The 17,543-nt window shown below is 75.1% G+C and carries 10 protein-coding genes; 2 read left to right on the top strand and 8 right to left on the bottom strand.

From position 1 onward, the window contains the following. Nucleotides 1-1,683: protein kinase (locus ACFXAM_RS19295; RefSeq protein WP_380292717.1), on the bottom strand; the 1,683-nt coding region annotated here is incomplete at its 3' end. A gap of 422 nt (nucleotides 1,684-2,105) precedes the next feature. Between ACFXAM_RS19295 and ACFXAM_RS19290 the strand changes: the two genes are divergently transcribed. Continuing rightward, complete coding sequence (locus ACFXAM_RS19290; RefSeq protein ID WP_380292715.1) at nucleotides 2,106-4,934, top strand: FtsK/SpoIIIE domain-containing protein; 2,829 nt, start codon at nucleotides 2,106-2,108, stop codon at nucleotides 4,932-4,934. A gap of 221 nt (nucleotides 4,935-5,155) precedes the next feature. Here the strand turns inward: ACFXAM_RS19290 and ACFXAM_RS19285 are convergent, their stop codons facing one another. From ACFXAM_RS19285 to ACFXAM_RS19255, 7 genes are all read right to left on the bottom strand, one after another. Continuing rightward, complete coding sequence (locus tag ACFXAM_RS19285) at nucleotides 5,156-6,247, bottom strand: CU044_5270 family protein (protein ID WP_380292713.1); 1,092 nt, start codon at nucleotides 6,245-6,247, stop codon at nucleotides 5,156-5,158. Beyond that, on the bottom strand, nucleotides 6,244-6,873 hold the full coding sequence (locus ACFXAM_RS19280; protein WP_380292711.1) for an RNA polymerase sigma factor: 630 nt from the start codon (nucleotides 6,871-6,873) through the stop codon (nucleotides 6,244-6,246). Before ACFXAM_RS19280 ends, ACFXAM_RS19285 begins: the two co-directional genes overlap by 4 nt. Nucleotides 6,874-6,981: 108 nt before the next feature. Further along, the gene (locus tag ACFXAM_RS19275; RefSeq protein ID WP_380292709.1) at nucleotides 6,982-11,928 is read right to left on the bottom strand and encodes an NAD-glutamate dehydrogenase; all 4,947 of its coding nucleotides are present in this window, start codon (nucleotides 11,926-11,928) and stop codon (nucleotides 6,982-6,984) included. A 347-nt stretch (nucleotides 11,929-12,275) separates the two neighbouring features. Next, nucleotides 12,276-13,901 (bottom strand): L-glutamate gamma-semialdehyde dehydrogenase, encoded by a 1,626-nt coding sequence (gene pruA / locus ACFXAM_RS19270; RefSeq protein WP_380292721.1) that lies wholly within the window; start codon nucleotides 13,899-13,901, stop codon nucleotides 12,276-12,278. Nucleotides 13,902-14,046: 145 nt separating this feature from the next. Further along, complete coding sequence (locus ACFXAM_RS19265) at nucleotides 14,047-14,703, bottom strand: HAD family hydrolase (protein WP_380292707.1); 657 nt, start codon at nucleotides 14,701-14,703, stop codon at nucleotides 14,047-14,049. 75 nt (nucleotides 14,704-14,778) lie between these two features. Continuing rightward, nucleotides 14,779-15,288, bottom strand: coding sequence for a DUF6912 family protein (locus tag ACFXAM_RS19260; protein WP_380292705.1), 510 nt, complete (start codon nucleotides 15,286-15,288; stop codon nucleotides 14,779-14,781). Nucleotides 15,289-15,408: 120 nt separating this feature from the next. Beyond that, entirely contained in the window at nucleotides 15,409-16,527 is a 1,119-nt protein-coding gene (locus ACFXAM_RS19255) for a patatin-like phospholipase family protein (RefSeq protein ID WP_380292703.1), read from the bottom strand. A 414-nt stretch (nucleotides 16,528-16,941) separates the two neighbouring features. Between ACFXAM_RS19255 and ACFXAM_RS19250 the strand changes: the two genes are divergently transcribed. Next, entirely contained in the window at nucleotides 16,942-17,427 is a 486-nt protein-coding gene (locus ACFXAM_RS19250; protein ID WP_380292701.1) for an Rv3235 family protein, read from the top strand. Nucleotides 17,428-17,543: the final 116 nt, after the last annotated feature.

Raw genomic sequence — 17,543 nt, 5'->3', positions numbered from 1 at the left:
GCGCGGCGGGGCGGCGGGGGCCGCCTGCTGCGGGGCGGGGTGCGGCGGGGCCGCCGGGGGCTGCTGCTGCCGCTGCCGGCCGCCGTACGGCGGGGCCGGCTGCGGGGGCTGGTTGTAGCCGCCGGGCGGCTGCGGGCGGCCTCCGTGGCCGCCCTGTCCGCCCTGTCCGCCCTGCCCGGACGGTCCGCCCGGCCCGCCCTGGCCGGACTGGTAGGGCGGCGGGGCGACCGGGGGGCGCTGGGCGTAGCCGGGCGGCGGGGCCTGCCGGTAGCCGCCGGGCGGCTGCTGGCCGGGGTGCTGACCCGGGTGGCCCTGGTGCCGGCCCGGCTGCTGGTAGCCCTGCGGGGCGCCCTGGGGTGGGCGCCCGCCGGCCGCTCCGGCCTGGTAGGGCGGCGGCGCGACCGGCGGGGCCTCGAAGTCCTCGGGCCCGAAGTAGGCGATCTCGGTCTGCTGGTTGCGGTCCCGGGCCGCCCGCAGCTGGGTCTGCCACGGGTGCGGGGTCTCGGCCTGCGGCGGGCCGGGCGGGGGCGGGGGCACGGCGGCGGGCGGCATCACCCGGGTCGCGGCCGCCGGGTCGAACGGGGGCGGCTGGGTGCCCATCACCCGGGTCGCGGCCGCCGGGTCGTACTGCTGCCCCTGGTCGGGCCGGCCCTGCTGACCGGGCTGCTGGCCGGCCGGGAGCACCTGGGTGCGGTCCTCGGCGCCGGACGGCACGTCCCCCGGCAGTCCCCCGGGCACGCCCACCGGCGCGCCCGGCACGGCGGCCGGCTGCGGGTCGGGCGCGAGCAGCGCGCCGACGGCGAGCGCCGCGTCCACGGCCGCCGGGGAGGCGTGCACGCCCACCCCCGCCGCGACCACCCGCAGGGCGCCCGCCAGCGACACCGCGCTCGGCCGCTGCGCCGGGTCCTTGCGCAGGCAGCGCTCGATCACCGTCCAGAGCGGCTCCGGCATGGTCGACGGCCGCTGCGGCTCCTGGGCGAGGTGCGCGTGCAGGATCGCCAGCGGGCTGTCGCCCTGGAACGGCTGGCGGCCGGTGACCAGCTCGTACAGCATGATCCCGGCGCCGTAGACGTCCACTGCGGAGGTCTGCGGCCGGCCCTCGGCGGACTCCGGCGCGACGTACGCGGGGGTGCCGACGAACTCGTGGCTGCGGGTGATCCCCGGGGAGTCGGCGAGCCGGGCGATGCCGAAGTCGGTCAGCATCGGGTGCATCTGCTCGGTCGCGTCGACGACGGCGGTGGCGAGCAGCACGTTGGCCGGCTTGAGGTCGCGGTGCACGATGCCGTCGGCGTGGCTGGCGGCCAGCGCGTCGGCGACCTGGGCCATCAGCAGGGCGCCCGCGATCGGGCTGAACGGGCCCTGCTCGCGCAGGTAGCGGGCCAGGTCGGGGCCGTCCACGAGGTCCATCACCAGCGCCAGCAGCTCGCCCTCGACGACCAGGTCGCGGACCTTGACGATGTTCGGGTGGGTCAGCCGCAGCAGCACCGAGCGCTCCCGCAGGAAGCGCATCACCACGTCCGGGTCGGCGGCGAGCTCCTCGCGAAGGATCTTGATCGCCACCAGCTGCCCCGGCGCGCTGCCGGGCACCTCGACGTCGGCGCGGACCCGGCCGCGCCAGACGGTGCCGGTGGCCCCCCGTCCGAGGGTCTCCTCCAGCAGATACTTGCTGCCGACTGGCCGCACTCGCACTCCTCGTCGTGCCGCCCGCGCGGGGCGCTCCTCCGCCGGTGCGGTGAGCCTGCCGGGCCCGTGTTCCGGCCACTCTAACGGGGTCCGTGGACGTTTTCGGGGTGACCGGCAGGGGCGTTCGCCCGGGTTGGGGGACATCCCCTACGGGAAGACCCGGAGCGTTCGCGGACGGTTCCACGGGGGTCGCGGGGTCTGCCCTTCCGGGCGCCGGTTGACCTGATTCCCCGTCGCCTCCACCATGGCGATGATCGCAAGATCGTCAAATCCGGTACGGTGCGCGGACTGTCCGTGACGGATGGCAGGATGACACTCGCCACTCTTGTGGCCCAAGCGGTGTCGCGGCCATCCCCGCTCACCCGCAGCGGCCCGAGGCAGCGGCACAAGGCGTCACACCAGCAGAAGGGACCGCGGGCGAGATGCAGATCCGGCTGACCGTCCTCCGACCGCGCAGCGGCCCGGCAGCCGCCGGCTCCGCCATCCCCTATGTGGACGTGCTGGTCACCGCTCCCGTCGGCACCGCGCTCGGCGCCCTCGCGGGCGCCCTCGCGGGCGCGGTCGGCGTGCGCGGGCCACGGGCGGCGACCCATGTGCACCTCTACGCCGGGGCGCACCGGGTGGACGAGCACACGCTGCTCGGCCACCCCCCGCTGCTCGACGGCGCCGTCCTCTCCCTGAACGAGCCGGACCCGACCGCCGACGACCCGGACGACACCCCGGCCGCCGCCGAGCTGCGCGTCGTCGGCGGACCCGACGCCGGCGGCGTGCACCGCCTGCACGGCCGGGAGATCCGGGTCGGCCGCTCCGGCGAGGCCGACGTCCCGGTCGACGACCCCGACGTCTCCCGGCTCCACCTCGCCCTGCACCTCGCCGACGACGGCACGGTGGGCGTCCGCGACCTCGGCTCCACCAACGGCACCACCGTCGACGGCCGGATCGTCCCGCCCGGCCCGCCCGAGGAGGCCGTCCCGCTGGACGGCACCGGCCTGCTGCGGATCGGCGAGACCACCCTGCGGGTCACCGCCCCGGAACCCCGGGACGTCGCCGGGGCGCCCGTCCGCGCCGCGCTGCCCGACGGCCACGGCCACCTCCAGCTCGCCGCCCCGGCCCCGGTCCGCCCCGCGCCGCCCGCCGCCGAACCGCCCGCCGCCCCCGAACCGCCCGCCGGGCGCGGGCGCGGCCTGCTCTCGCTGCGGCTCGGCCGCTCCGCCGCCGAACCGGCCGAGGAGAGCGCCGAGCGCCACCACGCCGCCGTCCGCACCCGGCAGGCCGCCGCCCAGCGCGAGCGCTGGCCCGACCTCGCCACCCTGCTGCTCAACGCCCTCGGCCCCGGCCCCCGGCTCTGGGAGCGCGGCCCCGGCCACCCCGACGCGCTCACCCTGCGGCTCGGCACCGCCGACCGGCCCGGCGGCCCCGGCACCTCCCCCGGCACCGTGCTGCCCGCCGTCCCGGTCACCGTCGACCTCCAGACCGCCGGCAGCCTCGGTCTCAGCGGCCCGCGCGAACGCCTCGACGCGCTCACCCGCGCCGTCGTCGCCCAGCTCGCCGCCCTGCACCCGCCGACCGGGCTCAGCCTGGTCGTGGTCGACGCCGACCCGGCCCGCCCCCCGCAGGACCGCGCCGACACCTGGGCCTGGGCCCTGTGGCTGCCCCACCTGCGCCCCGCCGAGGGCCAGGACTGCCGGCTGCTGCTCGGCCTCGACGACGAGCAGGCCACCGCCCGGCTCACCGAACTCACCGCCCGGCTCAGCGGCCCGGTCGGCCTCGGCGGCCACCCCGCCACCGTCGTCGTGGTCGACGGCCGCCCGGGCACCGAGTCCGCCCGGCTGGCGCTCGACCTGCTGCTGCGCCAGGGCCCGGCCGTCGGCATCTTCCCGGTCTGCCTCGCCGAACAGCCCGAGCTGCTGCCCCGCGGCCTCGGCGCCACCGCGCTGATCACCGGCGAGGTCGGCACCCAGCTCTCGCTCGACCGCCCGGGGCCGGTCACCCGCGGCCGCGAGACGCTGCACGAGGTCTCCCTGGACGCCGTCTCGGACGCCTGGGCCGAACGGCTCGCCCGCGTCCTCGCCCCGCTGCGCGAGGCCACCCCGGCCAACCGCGGACCGCTGCCGGACGCGCTGCGCCTGCTCGACCTGCTCCAGCTGGACACCGTCACCCCGGCCAAGCTCTCCGCCCGCTGGGCCGCGCACGCCGGCGGCATCGGCGCCGCCACCGCCCTGCTCGGCACCACCCGCGACGAGCTGTGCGTGCTCGACCTCGCCGACCCCGAGCTCGCCCTCCCCTCCCCCGACCCGGGCGGCCCCCACCTGCTGATCGGCGGCGCCCGCGGCTCCGGGAAGACCGAGCTGCTGCGCACCCTGGTCGCCTCGCTGGCCGCCTCCGAGCGGCCCGAACGGCTCGCCGTCAGCATCGTCGAGGGGCGGGCCACCGAGGACGGCCTCGCCGGGTGCAGCGAACTGCCGCACGTCACCGGCCGGGTCAACGCCGCCGCCGACCCGCGCGCCGCGCTGCTCGCCGCCGAGGCGCTGGAGGACGAGCTGGCGCTGCGCGAACAGCTCTTCGACGGGCTGGACTTCGCCTCCTGGCACGCCGCCCGCATCCTCGACGGCGAGCCCGTCCCGGTCCCCGCCACCGTCGGCGCCCCGGCCGCCCCGGCCGCCCCGGCCGCCGGACCCCGCGTCATCCACCCGCGCAGCCCCGACTCCCCCGCCGCCCAGGCCGCCGCCCCGGCCGCCGGACCGTGCCCGCCGCGCCTCGTCGTCGTGGTCGACGACTACGACGCCCTGCTCTCCCCCACCTCCCCGGTCGGCCGGCCGCTGGCCCGCGCCCTCGCCGCCGTCGCCCGCCGCGGAGGCCCGCTCGGCGTGCACCTCGCCGTCACCACCGGCCGGCCCGACGAGACCACCGGCACCGAGGTCGACGAGGCCGCCCTGCTGCGCATCGCCCTGCGCACCGACGACCCGGCCGACTCCGACCTCCTCATCCACCTCGGCGACGCCGCCGCCCTCCCCGAGACCACCCCCGGCCGCGGCTACCTCCGCCTCCCCGACGGCGGCGTCACCGCCTTCCAGACCGCCCGCATCAGCGGCCGCATCCCCCGCACCGCGACCCTGCGCCCCACCGTCGTCGCCATCGACCCCCTCACCCTCGGCGCCCCGCCCGCCCGCCGCCCCGTCCGCGAACTGGGCAACGGCCCCACCGACCTCGCCCTCCTCGCCAGCGCCCTGCAACGCGCGGCGGCCCGCTGAGGCTTCGGGGGACGGAAGACGACGGGGAGGAGACCGACCGCCCCGCCGCGACCACGGCGCGGGCGGAGCCCGTCAGGAGCGGGACGTTCGCCGGCGCCGATTCCGGCCCCCGCGCGGCGGCCTGACGCGCCGTACCGCCGGGGCGCGCCCGGAGACGGCTGTGGGGCCCGCTTGCACCGGGCCCCACAGCTTCACCTGTCTCTCGAAGGAGCCGTCACGGCTCAGGCGTTCTTCTGCTGGGGCTCCACCCCGGGCTGGTCGACGACGGTGCTGGCGAGGACGGCGGAGTGGCCGGTCACGGTGCCCGGCTTGCCGAAGTCGTTGCCCTCGGCGGCGACCACGGTGCGCTCGCCCAGGAACTCGTGGGTCTTCGGGTCGAAGATCCACTCGGTGCGGATGCCGCCGTCCACGCGCGCCACGGCCACGCCGTGCCGGCCGGAGGCGTCCACCGAGTCGTCCACCACGGTGACGCCGGGGATCTTCGCGGCGGCCCGGTAGAGCGCGGCGCTGACGGCCGGCGGGGCGATCTGTTCGCGCAGCACGTCGCCGATCGTCACGAAGGCCTCCTGGTCGGGGCCCGGGCCCATGCCCTTGGTCTCGGTGTAGATCTTCTTCAGCAGCGCGTCCGGGTCGGTCGGCAGCGTGGCCAGGTACGCGTACGTCGGGGCGTTGAGGCCCGGCCTGGTGTTCGGGTCGAGCCACATGCCGCCGTCGGCGCGCGGTGCCGGCTCCCCGGGCTTGACCTTCTCCGGGGCGTTGGGCTTGCCGCCCTGCCCCTGCCCCTCCTTGAGCACGCCCCACTGGCTGCCGTCCACCGACAGCCAGATCTGGCGGCGGTGCGCGGGGTCGACCTTCGACTCGCCGGTGGCGATGTTGCTGCTGCCGAACGCCACCAGGCTCTCCACGTACACGAACTGGCCCTTGCCCGGCTTCGGGTCGGGCTTGCCGGCCGCGGTGTCGGCGGCCTGGCTCAGCAGCTGGACGGCCCCCACCGGGGCGGCGTTCAGCGTGCCGGCGCTCTGCTGCGGGGCCGGCTGGGCCTGCGCGTCCTGCGGAGCCTGCCGGGCCTGCTGCTGCGGCGCCGGGGCGCCGTCGCCGCCGCCGTTGGTCAGCGCCAACGCCAGCGCCAGTCCGCCCGCCAGCGCGGGCAGCGCCACCCAGCCGAGCCTGCCGCGACGGGCCCGCGCGGGCTTCGTCTCCCGGATCTCACTCATCAGATGTCCCCTCAACAACCGGTGGCGGTCGGCGGAGAGCTCGGGCCTCGCCGGTCCCGGCACCAGCCGGTCCAGCTCGGCGCGTTCGTCCTCGTTCATCGGTTCGTCTCCCGTATCGACCGGGCCGCTCCGACGCGGCCAACCCGTACCTGTCCGGGGGCCGGGCGCGGTTCCCGCCCGTTCCGCAGCTCTTCCTCGGCAAGCGCGCGCAGCTTGGTGCGGGCGCGCGAGAGCCGCGAACGCACCGTGCCGATCGGCACCCCCAGGGCCTCGGCCGCGCTCGCGTAGTCCAGCCCCGCCCACACGCAGAGCCCGAACACCTCCCGCTCGGCCTTGCGCAGCCGCCCGAGCGCCCGCCGGGCGGCGGCCAGCTGCGCGCTGTCGTCGAGCCGCCCCACCAGCTCGTCGGCGAAGTCCGGCACCGTCTCCCGGGGCGGCAGCCGTTCCATCGCGGCCCGGTGCCGGCGCGCCGTCCGGGCGGTGTTGCGCAGCACGTTCGCCGCGATCCCGAACAGCCAGGGCCGCACCGCCCCGTCGTCGTCCCGCAGCTTGTGCCGCAGCCGCCACCCCTCCAGGAAGGTCAGCTGGACGACGTCCTCCGCGACCGCCCAGTCCCCGGTGGACCGCACCGCGTAGCGGTACAGATCACCCGCCGTCTCGTCGAACAGCTCCCCGAACGCCCACTGATCGCCATCCCGTATCCGTCCCCGCTGCGACAACTCCACACCTCCACCTGTCCGCGGGCCCCCGGGAGTTCCGCGCCCGGACAGCACGACGGCGGGCCCGCGTCCGGGGGAGGACGCGGGCCCGCCGTACTGCCGTGCCGGCCGGGGTCAGCGCATCGAGCCCGTGCGGAGCAGGGTGCGGATGACGCGCATCGCGACGGAGAGGCTGGACAGCTCGTAGTTGTCCGAACCCCTTATGTCGTCGAGGGTGCTCTTGGCGCGGTTCAGCAGGGTGGAGTTGAGGTCCGCCCAGGCCGTGTAGCGCTCCTCGGGGGCCGCGTCGTCGGGGCCGCAGGCCAGGATGTCGGCGGTCAGGGCCGCGTGGGCCGCGAAGAGGTCCTCGCGGATGGCGGCGCGGGCCATCGACGACCAGCGGTCGGTGCGGGGCAGCTCGATGATGCGGTCGAGCAGGTGGGTGATCTGGAGGCGGTCGGCGAGGTCGTAGTAGAGCTCGGCGACCTGGGCGACGTCCTTGCCGGAGCGGTCCGCGACCTCGGTGATGTCCAGGGTCGGGAAGGTCGAGGACAGGCCCGCGATCCGGGTGGCCAGCTCCTCCGGGACGCCGGCCCCGGTGAGCTCGCCGTAGATCTTCTCGAACCAGACGAGGTCCTCGCCGCGCAGCGGCTTGGGCAGCGAGCCCCAGACCTGGTTGACCCGGTCGTGGAAGAACTCGATGGTGCCGGCGATGTCCAGCGGCTGGCGCCGGTTGTTGAGCATCCACCGGGTGGCGCGCTCGACGAGGCGGCGCGCGTGCAGCCGCATCTTGGTCTGCGCCCGGGCGGGGACCTTGTTGTCCAGGCCCTCGATCTCCGACCAGATCTCCTCCAGGCCGAAGACGGCCCGGGCGGCGGTGTGGGTGCGGGCGACCTCCTCGTAGGTGGCGCCGGTCTCCTCCTTCAGGCGGAAGGCGAAGGTGCAGCCGCCACGGTTGATCGTGTCGTTGACGATCAGCGTGGTGATGATCTCGCGGCGCAGCGGGTGCCGGTCGATCTGCTCGGCGAACCGGCCGCGCAGCGCACTCGGGAAGTAGTCGTGCAGCGCGGTGCGGAAGAACGGGTCGTCGGGCAGGTCGGTGGCGAGCAGCTCGTCGGCCAGGGTGATCTTGGTGTAGGCGAGCAGCACCGACATCTCGGGCTGGGACAGGCCCCGGCCGTTCTGCTGGCGCTCGCGGATCTGCCGCTCGGTGGGCAGGAACTCCAGGGCCCGGTCGAGCCGGCCGTCCGCCTCCAGGCGGTTGATCATCCGGGAGTGGACGTTGACCATGCTGTGCGCCTGGGCGACCGCGTTGGCCAGCACCACGTTCTGCGCGTAGTTGTTGCGCAGCACGAGGCGGCCGACCTCGTCGGTCATCTCGGCGAGCAGGGTGTTGCGCTGCTTGACCGTCATGTCGCCGTCGGCGACCACCTGGTTGAGCAGGATCTTGATGTTGACCTCGTGGTCCGAGGTGTCCACGCCGGCCGAGTTGTCGATGGCGTCGGTGTTGATCCAGCCGCCGGTGCCCTCGGGGCCGCCGTTGGCGGCGTACTCGATGCGGCCGAGCTGGGTGCAGCCGAGGTTGCCGCCCTCGCCGACGACCCGGGCGCGGACCTGCTCGCCGTTGACGCGGATGGCGTCGTTGGCCTTGTCGCCGACCTCGGCGTTGGTCTCGGTGGAGGCCTTGACGTAGGTGCCGATGCCGCCGTTCCAGAACAGGTCGACGGGCGCCTGGAGAACGGCCTTCATCAGCTCGGCCGGGGTGAGCCGGGTGTCGGAGACCCCCAGCACGGCCCGCACCTGGGGCGACAGCTGGATCGACTTGGCGCTGCGCGGGAAGACGCCGCCGCCCGCCGAGATCAGCGACTTGTCGTAGTCGTCCCAGGAGCTGCGCGGCACCTCGAAGAGGCGGCGGCGCTCGGCGTAGGAGACGGCCGCGTCCGGGTTGGGGTCGAGGAAGATGTGGCGGTGGTCGAAGGCCGCGACCAGCCGGATGTGCTCGCTGAGCAGCATGCCGTTGCCGAAGACGTCACCGGACATGTCGCCGATGCCGACGACGGTGAAGTCCTCGCTCTGGGTGTCGTGGCCCAGCTCGCGGAAGTTGCGCTTGACCGACTCCCAGGCACCGCGGGCGGTGATGCCCATGCCCTTGTGGTCGTAGCCGGCCGAGCCGCCGGAGGCGAACGCGTCGCCCAGCCAGAAGCCGTAGGACTCGGCGACGCCGTTGGCGATGTCGGAGAAGGTCGCGGTGCCCTTGTCGGCGGCGACGACCAGGTAGGTGTCGTCCTCGTCGTGGCGGACCACGTCGGCCGGGTGGACGACCTCGCCGCCGACCAGGTTGTCGGTGATGTCCAGCAGCGCCGAGATGAAGGTCTTGTAGGACGCGACGCCCTCGGCCAGCCAGGCGTTGCGGTCGACCGACGGGTCCGGCAGCTGCTTGGCGACGAAGCCGCCCTTGGAGCCGACCGGCACGATGACGGTGTTCTTCACCATCTGCGCCTTGACCAGGCCGAGGATCTCGGTGCGGAAGTCCTCGCGCCGGTCGGACCAGCGCAGACCGCCGCGGGCGACCTTGCCGAAGCGCAGGTGCACGCCCTCGACCTGCGGCGAGTAGACCCAGATCTCGAACGCCGGACGCGGGGCCGGCAGGTCCGGGATGGCCTTCGGGTCGAACTTCATCGACACGTAGGAGTGCCACGCGCCCGAGCCGTCGTGCTGGAAGAAGTTGGTCCGCAGGGTCGCCTTGATGAGGTGGAGGAAGGAGCGCAGGATGCGGTCCTCGTCCAGCGAGACGACCTCGTCCAGCGCGCCGGCCAGCTCCTCCAGGATGCCCTCGGTCAGCTCCAGCGCGCCCTGCTGGTGGCTGGGGCTCAGCCGGGCCTCGAAGAGGTTCACCAGCAGGCGGGTGGTGTGGGTGTTGTTGCGGAGCGCGTCCTCCATGTAGTCCTGGGAGAACGTGGAGCCCGCCTGGCGCAGGTACTTGGCGTACGCGCGCAGCATCATCGCCTGGCGCCAGGTCAGCCCGGCGGTGAGGACCAGCTCGTTGAAGCCGTCGTTCTCGGCCTTGCCGGTCCAGGTGGCGGCGAAGGTCTCCTGGAAGCGCTCGCGGGCCTCGTCGGTGAGCTCGACGGCCTCGCGCAGCCGCAGGCCGAAGTCGTAGACCCAGGCGGTGGTGTGGTCGGAGCGGGTCAGCGCGTAGGGGTGCTCGTCGAGCACCTCGACGCCCAGGCGCTGGAGGACCGGCAGCACCTCGGTGAGCGAGATCGGGCCGCCCACCCGGTAGATCTTGAAGCGGCGCTCGTCGTCGCCGGCGCCGACCGGCTGGTACAGGTTGAGCCGGAAGTCGCCCTCGCCGTGCAGCGACTCGATCTGCTTGAGGTCGGCGACGGCGGTGCGCGCGGTGAAGTCGGCGCGGTAGCCGTCGGGGAAGGCGTTGGCGTACTTGCGGGAGAGCTCGGCGGCCCGCTCCTCGCCCAGCTCGACGTGCAGCTGGTCGTTGAAGCCGTCCATCCAGAACCGGGCGGCCTCGGCCAGCTTGGCCTCGATCCGCTCGACCTCGGCGTCGGTCAGCTGCGGCAGCTCGCTGCCGGGGGTGACCCGGACGACGAAGTGCAGACGGGTCAGCACCGACTCCGTCGACCAGACCGTGTAGTCGATCGAGGCGCCGTTGAGCTCCTGCATCAGGATGTCCATGAGGCGCAGCCGGATGCGGGTGGTGTAGCGGTCGCGCGGCAGGTAGACCAGCGCGGAGAAGTAGCGCCCGTACTCGTCCTGGCGCAGGAACAGCCGCAGCCGGCGGCGCTCCTGGAGGTAGAGGACGCTGGTGGCGATCTGGAGCAGCTCGGCGGCCCGGGTCTGGAAGATCTCGTCCCGGGGGAAGGTCTCCAGGATCTGCAGCAGGTCGCGGCCGTCGTGGCTCTCGGTGGAGAAGCCGGAGTCGGCGATGACGTCCTGGACCTTGCGGCGGACCACCGGGATGCGGCCGACCGACTCGGTATAGGCGGCGGCCGAGAACAGGCCGAGGAAGCGGCGCTCGCCGATGACCTCGCCGTTGGCGTCGAACTTCTTCACGCCGACGTAGTCGAGGTAGGCGGGGCGGTGCACGGTGGCGCGGCTGTTGGCCTTGGTGAGGACGAGCAGCTTCTTCTCGTGGGCCTTGGCGCGCACCGGCGCGGAGAGCCGGCCGAAGGCCTCGCTGACGGCGTGGTGCTGCTCGTCGCGGGTGACCGGGTCGGAGCGCAGGATGCCGAGGCCGGTGCCGGCGACGGCCCGCAGGACCTCCTCGCCCTCGTGCTCGACGAGGTCGTACTCGCGGTAGCCGAGGAAGGTGAAGTGGTCGTCGGCGAGCCAGCGCATCAGCTCCCAGGCCTCGCCGACCTCCTGCTCGGGCAGGCCGGCCGGGGGCTGCTCGGCGAGCTCGTCGGCCAGGCGCAGCGCGGAGTCGCGCATCTTGGACCAGTCCTCGACGACCTCGCGGACGTCGCCGAGCACGCGGCGCAGGTTGGTCTCGATCTCGCGCAGGTCGTCGCGGTCGGTCTCGCGGTCGATCTCGATATGCATCCACGACTCGACGGTCGCGTCGGCCGGCCACTCGGTGCCGGCGGCCTGGCTGCGGGCGCAGGCGTCGACGTCGAGGATCTCCAGCAGCTTGCCGGTGATGTCACGGCGGACGACCAGCTGGGGGTGGATGACGACGTGGATGGCGCGGTCCTGGCGGGACAGCTCGTTGGTCACCGAGTCGACCAGGAAGGGCATGTCGTCGGTGACGACCTCGACCACCGTGTGGCCGCAGGACCAGCCGTTCTCCTCGACCGAGGGGGTGTGCACCCGCACCTCGGCGGTGCCCTGCGGGCGCTTGAGCCCCAGGCGGTAGTGCGAGGCGGCCGCGCCGTAGACGTCGACCGGGTCGCGGTCGACCAGGTCCTCCGGCGCCGTGTGGAGGTAGTAGTGGTGCAGGTACGCGGACAGAGCGCCGTTGCTCAGTCCCTCCCCCGGCGCCGCTCCCCCCACCTGGCTGTTCTCAGCGGCTGCTGCTGCCTTCCTGAGCAGTTCGGCCTTGGCTGCGTCCAGCTTGGTCTGCATGACTTCTTGGCTCCTGTCGCGCGCCGTTGCGTGACTCGGTGGTGGTCTCTGTTCGCACCGCCGGGGTCTCCCGCAATCCTGCCGCACCGTCCTGCTGAAAGGATCCCAAGGCGCGCATGGAACACCTCTGCAGCGGGTAGGACGAGACGTTTGGCCTCTGCGGAACCACCCGACGACGCCAGCCAGCCTAACGGGATCAATCCAAGGTGTCAGGGGACAACCAGGCGCAAACCTGCAGGAAGATCGAGCCGTCCTGGACAGCTTGTCCAATCAGCCTGCCGGTTTGCGCCGAAAGCCGAAACTTCGCGCGGAACGCCGTGCGCGATCCGTGGGCGGAGCGTGGACGCTCAGCCCATGTGCGGGTGGACGTGCGAGGTCGGGGGGACGAACGTCTCCTTGATCGACCGGGCCGAGGTCCAGCGCAGCAGGTTCTGCGCGGCGCCCGCCTTGTCGTTGGTGCCGGACGCCCGGCCGCCGCCGAAGGGCTGCTGGCCGACCACGGCGCCGGTCGGCTTGTCGTTGATGTAGAAGTTCCCGGCGGCGAACCGCAGCGCCTCCACCGCCTGCGCGATCGCGTAGCGGTCCTGGGCGACCACCGAGCCGGTGAGCCCGTACGGCGCACCCGCGTCGACCCGGCCCAGCACGTCGTCCCAGCGGGAGTCCTCGTAGACGTGGACGGCCAGGATCGGGCCGAAGTACTCGGTGCGGAACATCTCGTTGCGGAAGTCCGAGGAGACCAGCACGGTCGGGCGCACGAACCAGCCGATCGCGTCGTCGTACTGGCCGCCGGCCGCCAGTTCCACCGTCGGGTCGGCCTTGGCCCGGTCGATGGCCGCCCGGTTCTTCTCGAACGCGCGCCGGTCGATCAGCGCGCCCATGAAGTTCGAGAGGTCGGTGACGTCGCCGACGGCCAGCGCGTCCACCTCGGCGAGGAAGTCGTCCTTGATCCGCTGCCAGAGGCTGCGCGGCAGGTAGGCGCGGGAGAGCGCCGAGCACTTCTGGCCCTGGTACTCGAAGGCGCCGCGGATCAGGGCCGCCTTGAGGATCTCCGGGTCGGCCGAGCGGTGCGCCAGCAGGAAGTCCTTGCCGCCGGTCTCCCCGACGATCCGCGGGTACGCCCGGTAGCCGCCGATGTTGGCGCCGACGGTCTGCCAGAGCGAGCGGAAGGTCGCGGTGGACCCGGTGAAGTGCAGCCCGGCCAGGGCGGGGTCGGCGAGGGCCACCGCGGACAGCTGCTGCCCGTCGCCGGTGACCAGGTTGACCACCCCCGGCGGCAGCCCGGCCGCCTCCAGCAGCCGCATCAGGTAGTGCGCGGCCAGCGTCTGGCCCGGCGCGGGCTTCCACACCACCGTGTTGCCCATCAGCGCGGGCGCGGTCGGCAGGTTGCCGGCGATCGCGGTGAAGTTGAACGGGGTGATCGCGTAGACGAAGCCCTCCAGCGGGCGGTGGTCGGTGCGGTTCCACACCCCCGGCGAGGAGACCGGCTGGTCGGCCAGGATCTCCCGGGCGAAGTGCACGTTCCAGCGCCAGAAGTCGATCAGCTCGCAGGCCGAGTCGATCTCCGCCTGCTGGGCGGTCTTGGACTGCCCGAGCATGGTGGCCGCGTTGAGCGTCTCCCGCCACGGCCCGGCCAGCAGGTCGGCGGCGCGCAGGAAGACCGCCGCCCGGTCGTCGAAGGAGAGCGAGCGCCACTCCCGCCCGGCCGCCAGCGCGGCGTCCACCGCGGCCCGGGCGTCCTCCCGGGTGGCGTTGCCGAGCACGCCCAGCCGGGCCGCGTGGTGGTGCGGCTGGACGACGTCGATCCGCTCGCCGCCGCCGAACCGCTGCTCGCCGCCGATGGTCATCGGCAGCGGGATCTGCTCGGCCGCGAGGTCGTCCAGCCGGCGCACCAGACGCTCCCGCTCCGGGCTGCCGGGCGCGTAGCCGAGCACCGGCTCGTTGCCCGGTACCGGGACCTGGGTGACTGCGTCGATGGGCATGGCGGGCTCCGCTCCTCGTCGGGCGGCCGGCCCGTTCCGACGACGGGCCCGGCACCCGTCCAGCCTGACCAGCGGCGGGCCGCTTCGCCCGCCCGGACACGCCAACGGTGGACGTGGCCCGCGCCACGCCCGGCCGCCGCTACCCGGCGAGCCGGCCGGCCAGCTCCACCGCCTCCGCCAGGGTGTCCACCACCGGCACGCCGACCGGCTCCAGCTTCTCCCGGGTGTGCGAGCCGCCGGTGTACAGCACCGCGTGCGCGCCCGCGTCCAGCGCGGCCAGGGCGTCGTCCGCCGCGTCGCCGATCAGCACCGTGCGGGCCGGGTCCACCTGTGCGCCGAGCGCGGCCAGGTGCCGGACCAGGTACTCGGCCTTCTGGCCGCCGGCCGGGCCGCTGCGCCCGTCCACCCGCAGGAACTGGCCGGTCAGGCCGAAGCCCTCGACCACCGGCAGCAGCCGCTCGTGCTCGTACATGGACAGCAGCGACTGGCTGCGCCCGGCCGCCCGCCAGCCGTCCAGCAGCTCACGGGCGCCCTCGGTGAGGCCGCAGGCGGTGCTCAGTTCGCGGTAGCGGTCGTGGAACGCGTCGTCCAGGCGCAGCCACTCGTCGTCGGAGGGCATCCGGCCGAGCAGCCGCCGGTAGAACCGGGGGATCGGGATCTCGTACTGCTCCCGGTACTCCTGCAGCGTCATCGGGCCCACGCCGACGGTCGCGAAGGCGGCGTTGCTCGCGCCGAGCACCGCCTCCATGTCGTGGAAGAGCGTTCCGTTCCAGTCCCAGACGATATGAGTGCGCACCCGTGAACGGTAGCGCCGGGCGGCGCCGGACCGGTAGGACGGGGCTCACCCGGCCCGCGGGGTGCGCACCGGCCCTCAGGCCAGCAGGGCGGCGATCTCCTGGGTGGCGAACCAGAGCAGGTCGTGGTCCTCGGCGCCGTCCACGGTGAACTGGGCGTCCTGGTCGCCGGCGTCCGCGGCCGTCACCGCCTCGACGGCCGCCGTCACGTCGGCCACCACGTCCGCGTCGGCGACGTCCGCGTGCACCGCGGCCGCCTTGGCCAGCTTCACCGGGCCGGCCAGCACCACCCGGCCGAGCGAGGCCTGGTCCTGGTACTCGTCGCCGGGGAACGGCCTGACCGCCGAGTCGGCGACGTCGAGCGCCACGACGACGCGCCGGCGCGGGGCGTCGGGGGTGGCGGCCAGCAGGCGCAGCGAGGACTGCGCGGCCCGGTTCAGCGCCGCGTACTCCAGTTCCTCCAGGTCGTCGCTGACGTACCACTCGCGCAGCGCGGGCGTCACGGCGTACGCCGCGGACTGCTCCAGCGCGCCGCCCGAGTGCGCCGCCGCCAGGCCGGTCAGGGTGGTGGGCACGTACACGCGCATCGGTGGCACTCTCCGGTTCGTCCAGCGGCACAGCTTCCAGCGCCCCCAAGAATAAGCTCCGGACGGCCGGCCGTGATCACCCCCGCACCGGCGGACCGGGCGGCCCGGCTCCGCGCACCGTCAGCGCGCGGCCTCCAGGGAGCGCCGGCAGGTGTCCAGCGCGCTCTCCAGGACGGGGCCGCGGCGGGCCGGGTCCATCATGTTCGGCCCCATCACGCGCAGGTCGGCGGGGGTGGGCGCGAGCAGGTGGACGCGCACGCCGCCGGCCCGCAGCAGCCGGGCCTCGCGCATCAGCTGGCGGGTCACCGTCCGGCGGTAGCGGGCGACCAGCTGGGCGAGCACCCCGCTCGGACGGTCCCGTTCGCGCGCGGCGTGCAGCCACTCCTGCACGCGCCGGGCGCGCGTGGCGGCGGACGCGCCGCCGTCGGGCTCCGAGCGCCCCGGCGGGTCGGGACGCAGTGCCATCGGGGCGAGCACGAACACCTCGTCGAGGCCCCGGTCCAGCAGCAGGTCGGCGTTGGTGGCCGACCAGCAGCCGCCGTCCACGTACTCGGTGCCGCCGACCGGGACGGGCGCGAACCAGCCGGGGATCGCGCAGGAGGCCATCACCGCCTCCCCGACCCGGGCGGGGGGTGCGCCGGGATCGCCGAAGACCACCCGGCGGCCGCTGCGGTAGTCCACCGCGACGACCCTCAGCGCCGAACCCGCCGGCCAGCCGCCCTCGCCGGGACCGCCCCGGGTACCGGGGGCGCCGTCGCCGAACAGGCCGCCGACCAGCGCGCCGACCGACGCCAGCGAGCCCCGGCCGTGCGGCGCCATCGCCGAGACCATGGTGAGCCAGGGGTAGGTGCGCGGGTGCCGGACGGCGTCCCGCAGCAGGCCGGGCGAGCCGATGCCCGCCCGGGGGCGCGGCGGCAGCGCGCCGCCGACCGCCGTGTCGTAGTCGAAGTCGGTCCCGGCCAGCGGCCCGGAGGTGACCGGCAGGCCCCGCTGGTGGTCGCGCAGCTGGCCGGCGTCCGCCCCGCCCGCGAGCAGGGCGCCGAGGATCGCGCCCGCCGAGGTGCCGAGCAGCACCTCCGCGTCGCCCGCTGCCCGGCCGGTCGCCTCCTCGACGGCGCACAGCGCGCCGACCGTCCAGGCCGCGCCGAGCATGCCGCCGCCGCCCAGCACCAGGCCGCGCCGGGGAGCGCCGCCGCTCGGCGGCGGCGCCGGACGTGTCCCGGATACCCATGTCGTCATACCGGCCGCCTGTCGTCGTCGGGGCGGTGCTGGTGCGGAGTCGGTGCCGGTGTCGGTGCCGGTGCCGGTGCCGGTGTCGGTGTCGGTGCCGTGCCGGGACGGCCGCCGTGCGAGGCGTACCGCCCGGCCTTCGATCCTGCGCGCGGACCGGCCCCGGGCGCAACGCCCGTCCTGCCGAACGGACCGTCCCCTTTCGGGCCCCGCCACCCTCCCCGGCGCGTCAACCCGGCGCCCACGGGGATGCCCGCAGGCCAGCCGCCGCACGGGCCGGCTCACCCGGATAGGTGAACTTCGGGGTCGTTCGGGAGACCACGGCAAACCCGTTGCCGACCCCATCGGGCGGCCACTAGCAAGGACCCGTCCGTACCCGCACCACCGCACCGGCCCCACGCCGACCGCCCCCGAGGAAGGCCCATGACCACGTGCCCGAACCGCGCCGCACCGCCCTTCGGCCCGCCCGCCGTGCTCTCCGCACGCCCCTCCCGCTCCCCCGGCACCGCCCGGGACCACCACCCGGGGCCCCCGCGCCGGCCCCGCCGCCCCCGGGCCGGGTGCACCGGCGCTCCGGCCCGCGAACCGCTCGACGCCCTGAGCACCAGGTTCGCCCACCGGCTGGTGGAGGTGCTCACCGGCGCCCGGCCGTCCGGCCAGCTGCTGCGCCACACCACCCTGGACTGCTACGGCCAGCTCTCCACCCTGGTCCGGGCCGGCACCCTGCGCCGGACCCGCGCCGACGAGCGGCCGCGGCTCGGCCCGGTGCACGACCGCTCGCCCTCCCCGGGCGCGGTCGAGGCCTGTGTCCGGGTGGACCTCGGCACCCGGCACCACGTGGTGGCGTTCCGGCTGGAGCCCCGCGGCCCCTCCGGCCAGTGGCAGTGCACCGCCGTGGAGGCCCGGTGAACGCCGCCCGCACCCCCGCGCCGCCCGCCCGCGGTCCGCTCGCGGCGCCCCCGGAAACGGCGCGGGGCGCCGCCCCCGTACGGGAGCGGCGCCCTGCCCGGCGGCGGGCCGGTCCG

It is taken from the genome of Kitasatospora sp. NPDC059462 (assembly GCF_042749955.1).
Taxonomy (GTDB): Bacteria; Actinomycetota; Actinomycetes; order Streptomycetales; family Streptomycetaceae; genus Kitasatospora.
This window is presented reverse-complemented; position numbering and strand designations above follow the sequence as displayed.